The organism is Pelagicoccus sp. SDUM812005, from assembly GCF_031127875.1.
Taxonomy (GTDB): Bacteria; Verrucomicrobiota; Verrucomicrobiia; order Opitutales; family Opitutaceae; genus Pelagicoccus.
The window spans coordinates 15,564-30,098 of the sequence record NZ_JARXIA010000012.1 but is presented as its reverse complement, the minus strand read 5'-3'; the positions used below and the strand labels follow the sequence as shown (position 1 = coordinate 30,098).

11 protein-coding genes are annotated in these 14,535 nt (G+C 54.1%); 1 reads left to right on the top strand and 10 read right to left on the bottom strand.

The genetic code is table 11. The features are described from left to right. Positions 1–62 precede the first annotated feature (62 nt). The gene (locus QEH57_RS14575; RefSeq protein WP_309007486.1) at positions 63–770 is read left to right on the top strand and encodes a hypothetical protein; all 708 of its coding nucleotides are present in this window, start codon (positions 63–65) and stop codon (positions 768–770) included. A 66-nt stretch (positions 771–836) separates the two neighbouring features. On the opposite strand, the gene QEH57_RS14570 is transcribed toward QEH57_RS14575, so the two are convergent. The 10 genes from QEH57_RS14570 to QEH57_RS14525 form a co-directional block, all read right to left on the bottom strand. After that, complete coding sequence (locus QEH57_RS14570; RefSeq protein ID WP_309007485.1) at positions 837–1,625, bottom strand: undecaprenyl-diphosphate phosphatase; 789 nt, start codon at positions 1,623–1,625, stop codon at positions 837–839. Between the two features lie 58 nt (positions 1,626–1,683). After that, positions 1,684–2,592 carry a fructosamine kinase family protein gene (locus tag QEH57_RS14565; protein WP_309007484.1) on the bottom strand — a complete coding sequence of 303 codons (909 nt, stop codon included), beginning with the start codon at positions 2,590–2,592 and terminating at the stop codon, positions 1,684–1,686. A 51-nt stretch (positions 2,593–2,643) separates the two neighbouring features. After that, the gene (locus tag QEH57_RS14560; protein ID WP_309007483.1) at positions 2,644–3,123 is read right to left on the bottom strand and encodes a low molecular weight protein-tyrosine-phosphatase; all 480 of its coding nucleotides are present in this window, start codon (positions 3,121–3,123) and stop codon (positions 2,644–2,646) included. Positions 3,124–3,715: 592 nt separating this feature from the next. Continuing rightward, positions 3,716–4,483 (bottom strand): DUF1883 domain-containing protein, encoded by a 768-nt coding sequence (locus QEH57_RS14555; RefSeq protein ID WP_309007482.1) that lies wholly within the window; start codon positions 4,481–4,483, stop codon positions 3,716–3,718. 23 nt (positions 4,484–4,506) lie between these two features. After that, positions 4,507–6,405: an ATP-binding protein gene (locus tag QEH57_RS14550; protein ID WP_309007481.1), complete on the bottom strand. Its 1,899-nt coding sequence runs from the start codon at positions 6,403–6,405 to the stop codon at positions 4,507–4,509. A gap of 34 nt (positions 6,406–6,439) precedes the next feature. Continuing rightward, positions 6,440–9,538 carry a type I restriction endonuclease subunit R gene (locus tag QEH57_RS14545; RefSeq protein ID WP_309007480.1) on the bottom strand — a complete coding sequence of 1,033 codons (3,099 nt, stop codon included), beginning with the start codon at positions 9,536–9,538 and terminating at the stop codon, positions 6,440–6,442. Beyond that, complete coding sequence (locus tag QEH57_RS14540) at positions 9,535–10,683, bottom strand: AAA family ATPase (RefSeq protein ID WP_309007479.1); 1,149 nt, start codon at positions 10,681–10,683, stop codon at positions 9,535–9,537. The genes QEH57_RS14545 and QEH57_RS14540 overlap by 4 nt, the downstream gene beginning before the upstream one ends. A gap of 1 nt (position 10,684) precedes the next feature. Then, positions 10,685–11,965: a restriction endonuclease subunit S gene (locus tag QEH57_RS14535; RefSeq protein WP_309007478.1), complete on the bottom strand. Its 1,281-nt coding sequence runs from the start codon at positions 11,963–11,965 to the stop codon at positions 10,685–10,687. Next, entirely contained in the window at positions 11,962–12,972 is a 1,011-nt protein-coding gene (locus QEH57_RS14530) for a virulence RhuM family protein (RefSeq protein WP_309007477.1), read from the bottom strand. Before QEH57_RS14530 ends, QEH57_RS14535 begins: the two co-directional genes overlap by 4 nt. 5 nt (positions 12,973–12,977) lie before the next feature. Next, positions 12,978–14,525: a type I restriction-modification system subunit M gene (locus QEH57_RS14525; RefSeq protein ID WP_309007476.1), complete on the bottom strand. Its 1,548-nt coding sequence runs from the start codon at positions 14,523–14,525 to the stop codon at positions 12,978–12,980. Positions 14,526–14,535: the final 10 nt, after the last annotated feature.

Here is a 14,535-nt window from a genome sequence, read left to right as displayed (position 1 = left end):
TGCGCGCAGTTTGGCTGGAGGGTGGGGCGGGGGATGTCCGAGGGGGCGCGCTAGGCTGGGGGATGGCTAGCGATCAAGTGGATTTCGAGGGAAATGAGGCGCGTTCGGAGAGGCGGGGTGGCGAGTCGCGGCGGCATCGGGAGCTGAAGGGGCTGGCGAGGGAGTGGTTGCGGGGACAGGGGTGTCGAGCGGTGGCGACGGAGGTGCGGCTGCCACTTTCGCCGTATCGGGTGGACGTGGCGGGCTATCGGGCGACGGGTCGCATGGGCGTGTTGGGCGAGACTTATGCCATGGAGTGCAAGCAGAGTCGGGCGGACTTTTTGAGGGATGCGAGCGTGGAGGGGGAGGCGCGGAAAGAGTTGCAGGGGGTAGCGGAAGAGGTGGAGGGATTGCGGGCTTTGTTGGGGGTGCACTTGCCGGATTGTCGGCAGGGCGTGTCCTTGTTTCGCGAATACGACGAGTACGATTTCGGGGAGCTGAGGCACGAGCGTTGGCGAAGCTTGGTGGCTCGTTTGGCTTTGCTGGAACGGAAGCTGGCGGAGGGGGTGAAGTTTTCGCGGATCGCTCGCTACGGGGCGGCGAATTTCTGCTACCTGGTGGTAGAGGAGGGAGTATTGCGGCGTTTGGGCGAGGTGCCGGTGGGCTGGGGCTGCTTGGTCAGGGAGGAAGGGACGCTGCGGATGGAGCGGGAGGCCAAGCGGTTGGTGAGCAGCGAGGGGGCGCGTCTGGCGCTCCTGGAACGGATCGCGGGGCGGAGTGCGGCGGGGTGAGGGCGCGGCGGCTCGGTTTGCGGCGAGCCGCAAGCTCGAGTAGCGGCTTCTGGGGCCTGGGTTCGGCTACACGAGGTAGTGGGCGGCGATGGCGGTGACGCCGGCGGCGAAGCAGTAGTAGGCGAAGTAGATGAGCTTGCCGCGGGTGACGATGGAGATCATCCACTTGCAGGCGAGCACGCCGGATACGAAGGCGGCGATGGCGCCGGCGACGAGGGCGACGGGGGGGACGACGGAGTTGGCCATGCCGCCGTCGAGGATGTCTCTGCAATTGGCCCCGATGATGGGGATGAGGACCATGAGGAAGGAGAAGCGGGCGACTTTGTTCTTGTCGACGCCGAGGAGCAGTCCGGTGGCGATGGTGGAACCGGAGCGGGAGATGCCAGGCATGACGGCGATGGCTTGGGAGATGCCGATGATGATGGCTTTCTTGAAGGTGACGGGGCCGCCTTCCTTGGGCGAGTAGTAGGTGAAGGAGAGCAGGGCGCCGGTGACGAGCAGCATGCAGCCGACGAGCAGGACGTTGCCGGTGAAGAGGCTTTCCACTTCTTCCTTGAAGAAGAGGCCGACGATGACGACGGGGATGGAGGACCAGATAAGCAGGGCGATGTAGGTCTTGGACTCGTTCCAGCTGGAGGTGAAGAGGCCGCGCAGGAGGTCGAGGATGTCGCGCCAGAAGATGACGATGGTGGAGAGCACGGTGGCGCCGTGCACGACTACGGTGAAGGTGACGTCTTCGGTGGTTTCGATGCCGAGGATGGCTTTGCCGAGCTCGAGGTGTCCGCTGCTGCTGACGGGGAGAAATTCGGTGAGGCCTTGGATAATGCCGAGAATGATGGCTTCGAGAAGGGACATGGCTGGAGTTGTGAAGAGTGAAAGGTGAAGAGTGAAGTTCTTTTCGATTCGGGTTGGACTATCGTGAAAGCAGTTGGCGGGCCATTTGTTCCGCTTGGTGGGCGTAGCTGGCTCCGAAGAGGTAGAGGTGGTTGAGGCAGTGGTAGAGGTTGTAGAGAATTTTGCGGCGTTCGTATCCGGAATCTAATGGCAGCGCCTCGCGGTAGGCTTGGTAGAAGCTGGCGGGGAAGCCGCCGAAGAATTCGGTGAAGGCGAGGTCGGCTTCGCGATCGCCGTAGTAGCTGGCGGGGTCGTAGAGGAAGGGGGAACCGTCGCTGGCGAAGGAGACGTTTCCGGACCAGAGGTCGCCGTGCAGGAGGCTGGGGGAGGGCTGGTGGTTTTCGAAGAAGGAGGGGAGGGCGGCGAGGAGGGCGTCGCTTTGGGGGAGGTTGTAGCCGCGGCTGGCGCAGAGGGAGAGCTGGCGCTCCAGGCGGTGGAGGCGGAAGAACTCGGGCCAGGAGTCGGTGCGGGGATTGGCTTGGGGGGTGGCGCCGATGTGGTTGTCGTGCGTCCAGCCGAAGAAGGATTGCTCGATGCGGTGGAGCTGGGCGAGCTGGCGTCCGAGGCTTTGCCAGTCTCCGCTGTGGGAGGGGCGGGTTTCGATGTATTCGAGGATCAGGTACGCTTGGGAGTCGCCGGCCAGGGCGGCAACGACATGGGGGACGCGGACGGTTTGGGTGGCGGCTAGTTCGGCGAGGGCTTGGGCTTCGGTTTGGAAGGCGGGGAGGAAGCTGGGAGAGTTCGCTTTGACGAAGTAGGTTTGGCCGTCGTCGCCGCGGAGGCGGTAGGCGTCGTTGATGCAGCCGCCCCCGATGGCTTGTTGCGAAGCGATGGAGAAGGGGGTGCCGCGGTGCTTGGAGAGGGCGGCTTCGATGAGGTCGCGGTCGGACAAGGCGAGAGGGATTCGGTGGTCGCGGCGTTGGATCATGTGGGGGTGGCGGAGGCTCTTTCGCTTCCAAAGGTCCCCCCGAGGCGATGGCTAGGCTTTTATCTGTTTGAGGATTTGCTGGCAGCCGTCTTCGAGGAGGTCGAGCACGTGTTCGAAGCCTTGGGCTCCGCCGTAGTAGGGATCGGGGACTTCGGTATCCGAATGTTGGATGCAGAAGTCGCAGAAGCGTTTGATCTTGTGGCGGTTCGCGGTCGTGGAGATCCGCTCGAGGTCGGCGAAGTTCTCGTTGTCCATGGCGAGGATGAGGTCGAAGCGGTCGAGGTCTTCGGAGGTCACCTGGCGAGCGGAGCCGGTCATGGGGAGCCCGCGTTTGCGGCCGGCGGCGCTCATGCGGGGGTCGGGGGGATTGCCGGTGTGGTAGCCGATGGTGCCGGCGGAGTCGCAGAGGACGGTGTCGCCCAGTCCGGCGTCTTCGAGGAGCTTGCGCATGACGTTTTCTCCCGAGGGGGAGCGGCAGATGTTGCCCATGCAGACGAAGAGGATGGAGGTGATCGGTTTTGCTTCGGCCATGTGTGTCAGTAGAAATAGGTTGGTGAATTAATAAATAGGTTGGTGAATTAATAAATAGGTTGGTGTACGAAAATAACCTACGGTGGATTAGGGTTAATTCATTGTCCAGCAGTTCCTTAGCAAGAGAGAGACCGTGTTTTACAATCAGAACTGCAATTGCCCGCTACTGCGAAACCGGTGAGTTGTATTGATATGGTTGTCGCAGTCCCGATAAGGCTAAAGTTAGCATTTTCTCAGAGATCAACTCAGTCTCAATAAGATGCGATTTGGCTTTTTCTCAGAAATCAACCTAGTCGCAATAAGACTGTGAGTCGGCGTTTTTAGCAAACTTAACCCTCCTTGTGTTTCTGGTTCTGAGGCACTCTCTTTGCGACAGGTTAGCCACCTTATTTTGCTTTGATCAGAACAATAGTAAACGATTGGTGTATTTTGTGACAAACAACTAGGCTGCCATTAGCAACGAGTAGTGGCTAAGTCAGCTTTAGTACGACTTCACTACCCTGTTTCGAAGTTAGCTCCTCAGTTCTTCTTCAATCAACGCTATCGTCTCAGTTGGTTGCCTGTCGCTTGTGTGGGTGTGGCTTGATGTCTCTCACTTTTTACTTTCCAGGAGTTCCGTTATTTCTGCTGCGATCTCCTGAATTGTGTGGGTAGCTGTGCTTCTTGCTACTTTGTCTGCGACCGATGGACTGAAATCCATAACTTGCTGCTTGGTCAAACCATGCCAAATTGGAAGAAGAATCTGCTCGCCAGATACGGAACGAGTTACGATTCCGTCTAATTCATAGTTTGTCCAACCTTTGGCGATGAAAGCCTGAGAAAGAATCACTAAGCCAACGCGGCTATTCGCTAAGCCTTGATCGATTTTTTGCCTTAAGCTGTCGCCAATTCGAAGGGTTAGTTCATCGTACCAAACATCCAAACCATGGGAAATAAGTTCATTCGCTAACGGGCGTACGAGATCGGCTTTGTCTTCGGAAGCGTGAGATATGAATACGTCGTGTATTGTCTGATTGCTCTCTGGTGCAGGAGGCTCTGGTTCTCTGACTAAACTGGTGATCTCGGATAACGGGGCTTCTCTTAATTCTGGTAGTGGGGCTGGAAGAATTCGGACGGATGCTCTAGTGCTTCCTCTCAAACCTTGCATGTCTATCGCCACATGCCAATGGCCCGAGTGGGGTATTTGAAGTCTGATAGGAGAACGTTTCGCGAGTCCACCGGTGTATCTATGTTGACGACCGTTTTTGTAGTTCGAAAAGTTCGAACTGTCCATGAGACGGACATTTGCGCCGCTGGAAAGCGTGACTTCCACGATTTCTCCTTGTTTACGGTGTCCAAGATCGTTGTGAAGAAAGTTCATTTTTGTTCATATCATCGTCAAACTTAGGCGATGGTTTTTTTGGCGTTGTTTTGTATCCGGCTTTTTTCCTCAACGGCCCTCTTTAAGTCGCTTTTTAGAATCTCAAGGAACGTGTGATTTCGTGCAGCAGCGTCACCAACAACGGAGTCGAAGGACATCAAGCAAAGAGGTGTTGGGACGTATGACCCGTCGTTTCGTGTTAGCTTTCGTTCAGCATAGTAGACCTTGCCTTTGGAATATAAGGGTGCCCAACCATCGTCGCGTAGATACTGATCTAGCGATTCGCTAATGTCAATGATGCCAAAGTACCATGCTCGCTGTATATTCGGACAGTAGTCGATGAGTTTTCTGGCACGTTGGACTAATTGGCTGGAGGCATAGGTGTTCTCTTTGAGGTCATCTGTTTTACGCTTCAGCTCGACTATCACCACGTCGACCATCTCGTCCCCGTCTGGGTCCGCTGAGAAGATCATCGAAATGTCTGGGCGACTGATTTCGCCGCTCGCATCAGCATCGACCGTGATCTTTTCGATAACGTTCTGCATTCTCGCCTCGCTCAGGATGGTGCGGAAACTCATGAATTTGTCGTCAAGCAGCCAAGCGTTGTTGGTGTAGATGTCATCGACTAGCGAATCGCCCTCGAAGCTTTTCCCTCGAGGAGCGATGAGGTTGTGAACCACGTCTTCACGGTCTTTCTCAGAAATCTCTCCTAGCTTTTTGATGATGCGCTCCCGGTAGAGGATGTACTCGGTGAGTGTTCGAGAAGAAAGCTTGAGGCTCTTCTTGAATGTTTTGTCATCTAGGGATTCGCACTCCAGGATCTCTTTCTGGTCTTTGAAGTAGCGTTGTTGGGCGACCTCGATTGCCTCGTCTTTGTTGATCAGGCCGACAGTCTCCTCTTCGAAATATCCGGTGAGATGTGGGTACTTGCTCTCGAACTCCCCTTTAGTTTCTTGGTTCCGCTCAGCAAGCTCTGGGATCTGCTCGTTCAGAATGGCCGAAATCTGACTTCTTAAGGATTTGTACAAATCTCTTTCAGATATGCCCTCGGGGAGGGATAATCGCTGTCTGGCTGTATCCGAATTTCCATTAAAGAGCTCCGATTCGAAAAGGAATATTGCCGAATGATTTAGGGGGATTGATGTGGGATGGAGAATGTTAACCGGAATGGTTCTTCCGTCGACTGAGGCTGCGGTAAGAAATGTCTTTTCACCCATCTCTGATTTGAGCCAGTAGTGGATTGTGATGTCGGAAAAGGCATCTACCGTATCATCCTGATAGGTGATGGCTTCGAAGCTAGGAACGTTAGCTACGGCTATAGTGGTGCTGTCTGAGAAGAACTCCTGCTTTGGATTAGATTTAGATGTCTCTAGGCTGATCGAAATGGAGAACTCATGTTGATTCTTCTTTCGGTCGAACATGTATGGCAGGAACTGCTCGACGATCCGCTGCTGTAGGTAGGACGGTTTGAGGTCGTCGTAGGTCTTTAGCCTCTCTCCTGTGAATCCAGAAAAGCGGAGAGTTGTTCCTTGCGTGTCGCCTTCTTCCGCATCTTGGACTGTGGACTCTCCAGTGTAGCTCTTCGAAAAGTTAAGTGTTCGCTTTTTGTCTCCGTAAACGCTTACGACTCTTACGCTACTAAAGTAGTTGAGGTAGACGAGTCTCCCCATTCCTTTGTGGAATTTGTCCTTTGGTCTTCGGATCTCCGCAAACCGTGCGTATCGCTCATCGGTCAGGCCTTCGCCATCATCTTTAATGATGATCTCAAGTTGCTCGGGGCTGATGTTCCCATCGGTTGAAATCTCGATGCTGATGTTGTTTGCGTTAGCATCGAACGCGTTTGCGATGGCCTCGAAGTATATTTGAGTAAAGGACGGGTTGGAGAAGAACAGCGTTACTGCGTAGTCGTTTTCGAGCTTCATCGAGTGTGGAAATTATGGGTTGCTCTAGTTGTTCCTATATTTCCCCGCCTACGCCTTTGAATTTTTCTACGAATGTAGCGATTCTGCGGAATACACTTTGTTTCTTGGGGAGGTACTTGGGATTCAGAGGGCTCATCTTGGGAAGGATCGCGTTTAGTTCCGTGCCGTTATCGCTGGCGTATTCTCTTTTCAATGACGTCAGGATGTAACGGCGTGCCGCTTCCGTGTTCAATTCCTCGGTTTCGATGAGTTCGCCTGCTTCGCGTTTTTGCTCGGCTTGGGCGAAGGTGAAAAAGGCATCAATGATACTGGCTTTGTCGCCGATCTGGTCGAGGTCGGTTTGGTTGATGAAGTCCACTAGCAAGCTCTCTTTCGCGCGGTTGCCCAAACTTGCGCGGATTGCTCGGCGTACGTCTTCCACGAGGGAGGACTTGTCCTTTACCTTTTTGTTCTTCTCGAAAATCAGCTCCAGAATGTAGTCTAGGTTGATCTCTTGAGATTTGAGTAGATCCACTTCGAAAACGACGTCGTCCCAGTCGATGGTTGAGCTGTCTTGCTCTGCAGTGGCTTTTTGTCGGCGTAGCCAGTCGCGGATATCGTTGTAGGTGGAGCGATAGTCTTGGATTTTTCGTTCGGCGGGGATTTCGATCTCTTTCAGGTTTTCCAAGGCTTCGTCATCGAGGTGATGCTTGGTCTTGAATTCCTCGACGGCTTCCGAGTCGTTCGTGTCGATTCCCTGCAGGGCTCTGAGGCTGGCGAACTCATCGAAGTTCTGCAGCACGTTCTCGACGCGTAGATATTCGCCAAAGAGCTTCGCGAAGGCTTTCTTGTCGGCTTCGGTTTCGATCTTTTCTGGGTTTGGGAAGCATTCTTCCAGTTCCGATACGACCTCCTTGTAGCCTCGCCTCGCTTCGCCGGTAATGAGATCGGTAAAGCCTTCCATGTACTCCTTGTAGGACTTTTCGAGCACCACGTTCTTGGTATTCTTGTCGCCAAACAAGGTAATGGCGTCGACCGTGGCTTGCTCGAGGTTGCGGAAGCTGACGATGTTGCCAAAGGCCTTGGTCGCGTCGTAGATGCGGTTGGTGCGCGAGTAGGCTTGGATCAGGCCATGGAAGCGGAGGTTCTTGTCGACGAAGAGCGTGTTCAATGCGGGCGCATCGAAGCCGGTCAGGAACATGCCTACTACGATCAGCAGATCTACCTCTTTGCTTTTTACGCGCTTGGCCAGATCGCGGTAGTAGTTCTGGAAGCCTTTGCTGTCCAAGCCGAAGTTCGTCTTGAAATACGCGTTGTAGTCGCCAATCGCAGCGCCCAAGAACTCCTTGGCGCTGCTGTTCATGGCGGAGACGTCGAAGCTCTCGTCCTGGATTTCTCCAACTGCTTCCTGCTCTTCGTTCGCGGCGAAGGAGTAGATGGTAGCCACCTTCAAGGGCTTCTCGCTGTCCTTCTGCAATTGCTGGAGCGACTCGTAGTAGAGCTTGGCCGCTTCGACGCTGTTCACCGCGAACATCGCATTGAAGCCTTTGGCGCCTGTTTGCAGACGGTGCGTTTTCTGACGGTAGTTGTTGAGGATATACTGCGAGATTTCCTTGATGCGGTCGGGATGCTGCAAGGCTTGCTTGTTCTCAGCGGCACTCAGCTTCTTCTCGTCTTGCTCGCACTCGATGGCTTTGAAGCGAGGTCGTACATCGTTGTAATCGACTTTGAACTTTAGGACCTTCTCGTCTCGAATGGCGTCCGTGATGACGTAGGAGTGTAGTTCACGGCCGAATACGCTGGCGGTTGTTTCCGCACCGAGGGCGTTTTGCGGGAAGATCGGCGTTCCGGTGAAACCGAATTGATAGAAGGCCTTGAACTTCTTCTTCAGGTTTTTCTGGGCTTCCCCGAATTGGCTGCGGTGCGCTTCGTCGAATATGAAGACCACTTGCTTCTTGTAGATCGGCAAGTCGCTCTCGCTTTTCATCAGGTTGTTGAGCTTCTGGATGGTGGTGACGATGATCTTGTTGTCGTCCTTATCCAGATTGCGTTTGAGACCTGCAGTGCTGTCCGAGCCGTTGACGCTGTCAGGCGAAAAGCGCTGGTACTCCTTCATGGTCTGGTAGTCCAGGTCCTTGCGGTCCACGACGAAGAATACCTTGTCGATGAACTCCAGCTCCGTCGCCGATCGTGCGGCCTTGAAGCTGGTCAAGGTCTTGCCCGATCCAGTCGTGTGCCAGATGTAGCCGCCGCTTTCGGGTTTGCTCCAGCTCTTGGACTGGTAGGAACTTTTTATCTTCCACAAGATGCGTTCCGTCGCCGCAATCTGGTAAGGACGCATGACCAGCAAGGTATTGCTTACATCGAAGACCGAGTAGTGCAACAATACGTTGAGCAGCGTGTTTTTCTGGAAGAAAGTGGCCGTAAAATCCTTGAGATCTTTGATGAGGCTGTTGTCGGCTTCCGCCCAGTTCATCGTAAAGTCGAAGCTGTTCTTGTTGCGCTTCGTTGTATTGGCGAAGTAGCGACAATCCGTTCCGTTGGAGATGACGAACAGTTGCAGGAATTTGTAGAGCGAATGCTCGCTGTTGAAGCTCTCCTTGCTGTAGCGGTGGACTTGGTTGAAAGCTTCGCGGATCGCTACACCTCGCTTCTTTAGCTCGATCTGCACGAGGGGCAGGCCGTTGACCAAGACGGTAACATCGTAGCGGTTGACTTGAGTGCCAGTCTGCTCGAATTGTTTGATTACCTGCAGCTTGTTGCGGGCGACGTTCTTTTTGTCGAAAAGATAGATATTTTGGATACGCCCGTCGTCGAAGACGAAGTCGTGCACGTAGTCGTCATGGACCTTGCGGGTCTTATCGACAATGCCCTCGCTCGGTTTGTCGAGGTAGGTTTCGACGAAACGCGCCCACTCGGATTCGAGGAAAGATACCGAGTTGAGCTGCTGGAGTTGGGTGCGCACATTGGCCAGCAGCTTTTCGGGAGTGTTGATGTCTGGGGCAAACTCGTAGCCTTGATTCTCGAGGTCTTGGATGAACTCGCGCTCTAAGGCATCCTCGCTCTGGTAGCTCTCGTTGACCTCCCACTCCCGGGTATACTTGTCGAGAACGATGAAGTTCTTGGATTCGGCGATGGTTTTGTAAGTGGTCATTGAGGCTCTCCTTGTTGCCAGTAGCCGTAGTTGTCGACGAGGTGCTGGAGCAGGACGCCGACGGTGTTCTTCTCCGGTTCGCTGGGCTGGGCGACGGTTTCGCTCGATAAAGTGCTGTGGCTGGTGAATTGCATGATCCGATTGAGGTAGGCTTGCTTGTCGTCGGGCAAGAGTTCGGGCCACCTCGGGTAGCCTAGGAAACTGGCGGTTTTCTCGTACAGATTGCGCAAGAGGGTGAAATGGTACCGTTCCACTTGGTTGGTGGCGATGGCGGCTTCAATCGTTTGCTTTAGATGCAGGTGGTAGGAGAAACTCTTGTTGGAGTCGCCGTACTTCACATTCAGCTCGAAGGTGCCGTCTTCGTAACGTTCCAATAGGTAGCAGCCGTCTCTTCTATTGCCCTTGCTGAGGCCGAGTTCGTTGTGAAGTACGTTATAGAAGAGCGGATTGTGAGTGGTGATGACGAAGCGTAGGCTCGACTCGCTGGACCGAATGAGTGCGGCGAGGTTGACGGCTAGTTCGATCAAGTGATTTTCGTCTAGGGAACTGACTGGATCGTCGATGAAGATGTACTCCAAAGCGTCGAACTGATTGCTCTCTCGTTCACTCGGTTCTGGGACGTTGAGGATGTTGATGACTTGGTCAATCAGCGTGTAGAAGACGCTCCAGATGAAAGTGCTCTCTTCGCCTTTGGAAATCTTGAGACTGCTGGAAGATTCGTCATCGCCGCGTTCGATTGAAAATGTGACTTCCGAAAAGTCCTCGCTGAAATGGGGCGACAGGTGTGGGTTGGCGTAGTGCTGGAAGTTGGAGACTATATTTTGGTCCTGTCCTTGTTCTTTCAATACCCATTCGGTGAACGAGTTTGGCTGGATCTTAAGCTTAGGCTCGGCGTCCTCTTGCAAGTCGTTGTCCCAATAAAAGAGATCTTCGGTAAAGGCGTTGTAGTAGAGGATCTTGTTTCGCGATAAATTAGACTCGTCAGTATCCTCTTCGGATTCGGGTGTCTCGCCTTTGGGGGCGATGAGATTCTTAAACTCGCGGGAGAGCCGCGTCTTGCCGGTGCCATTGAAGGCGTAGATGAGCTGAACCTTCTTGTTCGCATCCCGGAGTTGGGTAGCGATCTCTGTAAGGGTGCTTTCCATACTAGGCTACGCCCTCCGGCTTGGGGAAATTGAGAAGCTGGTCGCGGTAGTATTCGTACTGCTTCTGGCGTAATTCGATTTCACGTGGCAGGCCCTCGCTGATTGAGTGTGTCAAGGCATCGAACTTGTCGAGGATGGCTACGATGCGGGACTGTTCGGCGAGGGATTTGTCGGGGTCGTTTGGATACGGTATGGGGATTCCAACTTTTGAGACTCCTTTGATTAGCAGTCGTTTTACCTTCCCTCGGCTTACGTGTTGTTCTTTCTCCGTGTTGAATTTAGCTGTTTGTAGATAGTAGGAAATGAACTTCGGATTCATCGAGTGGCGGAAAGCATAGCTATCATCATGGATGGCGACATTTCCGTTTCCAAGCCAGGCAACTGCTTTTCCGACTTCCTCAACTGTTTCTCCAACACCGGCCAAAATCACATCACCCGGCTCTGCATAACGTAGCGAGGACTCCATTTCCATGCGAACTTGCGAGTGGGCTTCTTCAGTTGAGACTCCATAGCGAGTATAGATCTCGCCATAGTGGATACATCTGATCCCATCCTCTACATAATCCTTTTTGGTGAAGCGTTTTCCTCGAATGAATTCACCGACTTCGCCCAGAGGCTTCCATTCGACTTGGTCTTCTTCGAAGGTGAGGAGTTGGTCGCGATAGTGGTTGTATTGTTTTTTGCGTGCGGTAAGCTCGGTGGTAAGCTCGGTGGTAAGCTCGGTGAATGTATCCAAAATCCGGACGATTTCCGCTTGGATCTCAAGAGAACGTTTCGGGTCGGAGGGGCACGGTATGGGGATTTCGATTTTAGCCATATCAGTCGCAGATACGTCTATAACCTTCGCTCCCTTTGCGTACTTTCTCTTCTCGTTTTCAAATCTTGGCGACTGGGTATAGTATGCGAAGTACTTTCCCAATATAATCCCTCCTGGCTTGAATATCGTAGCATGCCCGCCAGTAACCGCTTGCTGTTCGCCAAGATAAACCAACGCCTTTCCAACGTCTTCAAAGTTCTCGCTCGTATTGGTGATGACAACATCGCCAGTGTTTACCTTCTTCAGTCGCTCAGCGGTTTTGGGAGAAACAAATGAAATCGTTTCCTCGGTCGAAAGTCCGTAGTAGGTATAGATTTGACCGTAGTGAATGGCTGGGACTCCAGATTCAGTAAAATCCTTTTTGGGTAAACCATTTCCGCGAACCAACTCTCCGACTTCCACGAGCCGCTTCCACTCAACCTCAGCTCCCTCGAGTAGCTTTTCTAAAAAATCGACCTGACTCATGCCTTGCCTCCCGGTTTGCGACTTTCCTTCTTCGCCTTCTTATCCAGCTCGGAGATGGTCTTGAGGTAGTCTTTTTCCACGCTGTCGAGGGTCTTGGCTTTGTATTTCTGGTACTCGATCTTGGCTTTGCCGTGGGCTTGGCTTCGGGAGACGGTTCCGGCGTTGTCGAGCAGTTTGCGACCGGTTGACGAGAGGATGGAATCGAGTTCGCGCAGGTAGTCGGCCATGCGCATTTCGCGTTGCTCGATGGCGCTAAGCTCGGCGAGGTCGAAGTAACCGGATACGAGATTGTTCAGGACTTTGAGCTCCGATTCGTTGAGGTAGTTTTTGGCGATCATGGCTTCGGCTTGGGTGGGCTGAGCGCCTTTGAAATTACTCAGGCCGGCGAAGGGCTTGTCGCTATCGACGCGGAGGTAGATGACCTCGCTGGCGGTGTGGCCGTGGGCGGCGTAGTGCAGCTTGTTCTGCACGATCTTGAAGAACTGGTGACTTTCTTCGCTGCTCGGATTGTAGTCGGAGGCAGTGGCGTACAGGTCCAGGACTTGGCGGTACATGACCTTCTCGCTGGAGCGGATGTCGCGAATGCGATCGAGGAGCTCTTTCCAGTAGTTGCCGCCGCCGAGGTTCTTCAAACGCTCGTCGTTTAGGGCGAAGCCCTTTTCGAGGTACTCCTTCAGAACGGTGGAGGCATAGCGCCGAAACTGCACTCCACGGGGAGAGCGGACGCGGTAGCCGACTGCTAGGATAACATCCAAATTGTAGAGGGTGATGGAGCGGGAGACCTCTCGTTCGCCCTCCTTTTGAACTGTCAACTGTTGGTTGACAGTTGCCTGCTCATCCAGCTCCCCATCTTCGTAGATGGCCTTGATATGCTTGCTGACGTTTTGCTTGGTGGTTTGGAAAAGCTCGGCGATTTGCAGTTGAGAGAGCCAGACGGTCCCGTCCTCCAATCGCAAATCGATCTTGGTCCGTCCGTCGTCGGTGGTGTAGAGAATGACGTCGCTCATCTGGATTATTCTCCTGCTTCGATCTCGGCCACAATGGCGTCGATATCTGCACGGAGGCGGTCGATTTTGCCGACGGTGGTTTTGAGTTCGGCGTTGAGCTGGGTGATGTCGATGACCTCGCGGGTGTCCTTGGCTTCGACGTAGCTGCTGACGGAGAGGTTGAACTCGTTGGCCTCGATTCTCTCGAAGGGGATGGATTTGGCGAAGTGATCTTGGTCGGCCTTGCTGTCGAAGGCTTGCATGATCTGCTCGATGTGGTCGGCGGTGAGGGCGTTGTTGTTGGTCTCCTTCTTGAAGAGGCCGGTGGCATCGATGAACTGGGTATTCGTATCGGTCTTACGCTTGGATAGCACGAGGATGTTGACCGCGATGGTGGTGCCGTAAAAGAGGTTGGGGGCGAGGGCGATGACGGTTTCTACGAAGTTATTCTCTACCAGATACTGACGGATCTTTTGCTCGGCCCCGCCACGATAGAAGATGCCGGGGAAACAGACGATGGCGGCTCGGCCTTTGCTGGAAAGGTGGCTGAGGGCGTGGAGCACGAAGGCGAAGTCGGCCTTGGACTTGGGGGCGAGAACGCCGGCCGGGGCAAAGCGTTCGTCGTTGATCAATGTCGGGTCGTCGCTGCCGATCCATTTCACCGAGTATGGCGGATTGGATACGATGGCATCGAAGGGCTTTTCGTCGTCGTGGAGAGGTTCGGCAAGGGTATCGCCGAGCAGTATGTTGAACTTGTCGTAGTTGATGTTGTGCAGGAACATGTTCATCCGCGCCAAGTTGTAGGTGGTGTGGTTGATTTCCTGCCCGAAGAAGCCGTCCTCGATCACGTGGGCGTCGAAGTGCTTCTTGGCCTGCAGCAGCAGGGAACCGGATCCGCAAGCGGGGTCGTAGATCTTGTTGACGCTGGTCTGCTTGTGCATGGCCAGCTGGGCGATGAGCTTGGACACGTGCTGCGGAGTGAAGAACTCGCCGCCCGACTTGCCCGCATTGGCCGCGTAGTTGGAGATGAGGAACTCGTAGGCGTCGCCGAAGAGGTCGATGTCGCTGCCGTGGAAGTCGCTGAAGTCTAGGCCGGCCACACCTTTGAGGACGGCTGCGAGGCGCTTGTTTTTGTCGGCCACGGTATTGCCGAGTCGATTGCTGGTGGTGTCGAAGTCGGCGAAGAGGCCCTTGATGTCGACTTCGGAGGGATAGCCGTTAGCGGAACTTTCGATGGAGGTGAAGATGGCGGCAAGATCGGTATTGAGGCTGTCGTTCGTGTTGGCGCCGGCGGCGATGTTTACGAACAGCTGGCTTGGGTAGATGAAGTAGCCCTTGGTCTTGATGGCGTCGTCTTTGATCTCCGGCGTGATGACGCTGTCGTCCATCCCGGCGTAGTGGATATCCGGATCGCCCGCTTCGATGTAGAGGGCGAAGTTTTCGCTGATGAAGCGGTAAAACAGAGTGCCAAGGACATACTGCTTAAAATCCCAGCCATCTACGGCTCCACGGACGTCGTTGGCGATTTGCCAGATCTGGCGCTGAAGGGCGGCTCGTTGTTGAATGCTGGTCATGAAATGAAAA